The sequence below is a fragment of the Streptomyces glaucescens genome (genome assembly GCF_002154375.1).
In the GTDB taxonomy this organism is placed as follows: domain Bacteria; phylum Actinomycetota; class Actinomycetes; order Streptomycetales; family Streptomycetaceae; genus Streptomyces; species Streptomyces glaucescens.
Genome location: NZ_MUND01000708.1, coordinates 1 through 3,108, shown reverse-complemented (window position 1 = coordinate 3,108; position 3,108 = coordinate 1). Strand labels below are relative to the sequence as shown.

The window sequence follows — 3,108 nt, the reverse complement described above, 5'->3', positions numbered from 1 at the left end:
GTTCGGGGGCGGGCCGGTCGGCGGGCGGAGTGCCGGCGACTCCGCGGTCCATCGCCTCGTTCGCCAGACGGTCCGCGTGCTTGTTCCGCTCGCGCGGGATCCACTCGTACGTCACCTGCGCGGGCGGGAGGACCCGGGACGCCTCCATGGCGAGCGGCTTCATGTCGGGGTGCTTGATCTTCCAGCGGCCGGACATCTGCTCGACGACCAGCTTGGAGTCCATCCGGACGTGCACCCGCGCGGTCGGGTCGAGCTCGCGGGCGGCGCGGAGCCCGGCGAGCAGCCCCCGGTACTCGGCGACGTTGTTCGTCACCGTGCCCAGGAACTCGGCGGCCTCCGCCAGCGTCTCCCCCGTCGCCGCGTCGATGACGACGGCCCCGTAGCCCGCGGGCCCCGGGTTGCCCCGCGACCCGCCGTCGGCCTCGACGATGAACTCCCGCACCGCGAAGACCCCTACAGCCCGGACTCGGCCGTGCGCACCAGGATGCGGCGGCAGTTCTCGCAGCGCACCACGGTGTCCGGGGCGGCCTTGCGGATCTCGTTCAGCTCGGTGATGGCCAGCTCCTGGCGGCAGCCCTGGCAGGTGCGCGCGTACAGCTTGGCCGCGCCGATACCGCCCTGCTGCTCGCGCAGCTTCTCGTAGAGCTTCAGCAGGTCGGCGGGGACGGCTCCGGCGACGACCTCGCGCTCCTTGGTGACCGTGGCGGCCTCGCCGTCGATCTCCTCGAACGCGGCGTCCCGGCGTCCGGTGGCGTCGTCGATCTTCGCCTGCACGGAGGCGACCCGCTCGGTCAGCTCGGCGACCCGCGCCTGCGCGGACTCACGGCGCTCCATGACCTCCAGGACGATGTCCTCCAGGTCGCCCTGGCGCTTGGCGAGCGAGACGATCTCGCGCTGGAGGTTCTCCAGGTCCTTCGGCGAGCTGACCGCGCCGGAGTCCAGCCGCTTCTGGTCGCGGGCGGCGCGCTGGCGCACCTGGTCGACGTCCTGCTCGGCCTTGGTCTGCTCGCGGGCGCAGTCGCTCTCCTCGGTCTGCGCGGCCACCAGCAGGTCGCGCAGCTGCGTGAGGTCCTTGTTCAGCGACTCGATCTCGGCGTGCTCGGGCAGCGACCGGCGCTTGTGCGCGAGCTGCTGGAGGCGCACGTCGAGCGCCTGGACGTCGAGGAGTCGGATCTGGTCGGCGGGCGCGGCGTTCAGTTGGGGGCTCCCATTGCGCTAGAGGTCGGGGTGGACGCCGCGTGGGCGGTCCAGGGGTCGGTGACCGTCTTGGAGACGTGGACCCGAAGGCCCCAGCCGTTGCGGTCGGAGATCTCGTCGAGCTGGCTCGCGGCCAGCTCGCACCAGGGCCACTCGGTGGCCCAGTGCGCCGCGTCGAGCAGCGCGAGAGGACTGTGGGCCACGGCTTCCGACGCCGGGTGGTGGCGCAGGTCCGCGGTGAGGAAGGCGTCCACGCCGGCCGCGCGGACGTGGTCGAAGAGGCTGTCGCCCGAGCCGCCGCTGACGGCGACCGTGCGGACGGTCGCCTCGGGGTCGCCGGCCACGCGGATGCCCTGCGCGGTGGCGGGCAGGCGTTCGGCGGCGCGGGCGGCCAGCTCCCGGACGGTCAGCGGGTGGTCGAGTTCGCAGACCCGGCCGAGGCCGCGGCGGCCCTCCGGGTCGGTGGGGTCGGGCACCAGGGGCCGTACGACGCGCAGGTCCAGCGCGCCCGCGAGGGCGTCGGAGACACCGGGGTCGGCGGTGTCGGCGTTGGTGTGGGCGACGTGCAGCGCGATGTCGTTCTTGATCAGGGTGTGCACGACCCGGCCCTTGAAGGTGGAGGCCGCGACCGTCGTCGTTCCGCGCAGGTACAGCGGGTGGTGGGTGACCAGCAGGTCGGCGCCGAGCTGCACGGCCTCGTCGACGATCTCCTGGACGGGGTCGACGGCGAACAGGACCCGGGTGACCTCCTGGCCGGGGTCGCCCACGACCGTTCCGACCGCGTCCCAGGACTCGGCCCGTTCGGCGGGCCACAGGTTCTCCAGCGCGGTGATGACTTCAGACAGACGGGGCACGAACACAGGCTACCTGCCTGTTCCGCGGGCCTGAACCGGTGCGTCACGGCACGGCCGCCCCACCGCGGCCGGTACGGACCGGCACACCGACCGTCGCCCGACCGGCACCGGACCGGCCCACCGACCCGGCACACCGACGGGTATCCGGCCGGCTCATCCGGGCCCGACGCCCCGTGGAGCACATAGGTCCCCGTTCCCTCAGGTGAACCGCCGGGGGGACACCCTTATGTGTGAAGCGACGGTCGGCCGGTCCTCCGTCTGTGCGTACGAAAACTAGCTTCGTCGCCGGAGGTGACCGAATGATGACGGCCTGTGCGATCGAGCCCACGGCGGGAGACCGGGACGGCGACCTGGACGGCTTCTCCCCGCGGCCGGGTTGCGTGATCACGGTGGACGGTGGCTACGCAGCGCGTCTCACCCGCAGCGGCGACTCCTGGTACCCGGAGCGCTGGACCCTGGACGGCCCCGAGCCGTACGCCGTGCCGCTGCCCGGGAACCAGCCCGAGGAGCCCGGCACCGAGGTGCAGCCGATGGGCGACGGGCGGGTCCTCATCCGCCGCTTCGCCGCCGGACGGCACAACTTCTCGCTGCTCTACCCGACCGGCCCGGGCACCGGCGAACTGCCGCTGGGCGCGGTCGAGTGCGGGGACTCCGGCTTGCGGCTGCTGCCGCCCGCGCCGGGCGGCGACCGCGCGTACGCCCTTGTCGTCGGCCCGCGCTCCAGCGCGGTGTGGCTGGTCGCCGGGGGCGCGTTCGGGCCCGAGCACGTGGCGGAGATCCTGGGGCGCTGCTCGGGCGGGGTGTGGCTGGACCGGTCGGGGCGGATGCTCGCACTCGACCGTGAGCTGGACGGTCGCACGAAGTCCGTCGTGGTCGACCTGGAGCGCGGCGGCGAGGTGTCGCCGCTGTTGCAGATCGCCGCCGGCAGCGACGACCGGCTGCTGCTCGCCGATCCCGACAGCGGGCTGCTGCTGATCCGCTCCGACGCGCCCTCGCCCGGTCACGCCCGCCTCGGCTGGGGCGTGCTCGGCAGCACGCTGCCGGTGCGGTTCCCGGA

General features: G+C 73.7%; 3 protein-coding genes and 1 pseudogene. 1 reads left to right on the top strand and 3 read right to left on the bottom strand.

Annotated elements, in window-relative coordinates; genetic code table 11:
• The 3 genes from CCN42_RS35625 to CCN42_RS35615 all read right to left on the bottom strand — a co-directional run.
• Nucleotides 1-442 (bottom strand): reverse transcriptase-like protein (locus CCN42_RS35625; RefSeq protein ID WP_143662137.1); only part of this gene is annotated, 442 nt, incomplete at its 3' end.
• A gap of 11 nt (nt 443-453) precedes the next feature.
• Entirely contained in the window at nt 454-1,197 is a 744-nt protein-coding gene (locus CCN42_RS35620) for a zinc ribbon domain-containing protein (protein ID WP_086741498.1), read from the bottom strand.
• Nucleotides 1,194-2,051 carry a Nif3-like dinuclear metal center hexameric protein gene (locus CCN42_RS35615; RefSeq protein ID WP_086741499.1) on the bottom strand — a complete coding sequence of 286 codons (858 nt, stop codon included), beginning with the start codon at nt 2,049-2,051 and terminating at the stop codon, nt 1,194-1,196. The genes CCN42_RS35620 and CCN42_RS35615 overlap by 4 nt, the downstream gene beginning before the upstream one ends.
• 302 nt (nt 2,052-2,353) lie before the next feature.
• Here CCN42_RS35615 and CCN42_RS35610 point away from each other — a divergent pair.
• Nucleotides 2,354-3,108 (top strand): annotated as a pseudogene (locus CCN42_RS35610) (hypothetical protein); the annotation flags it as partial.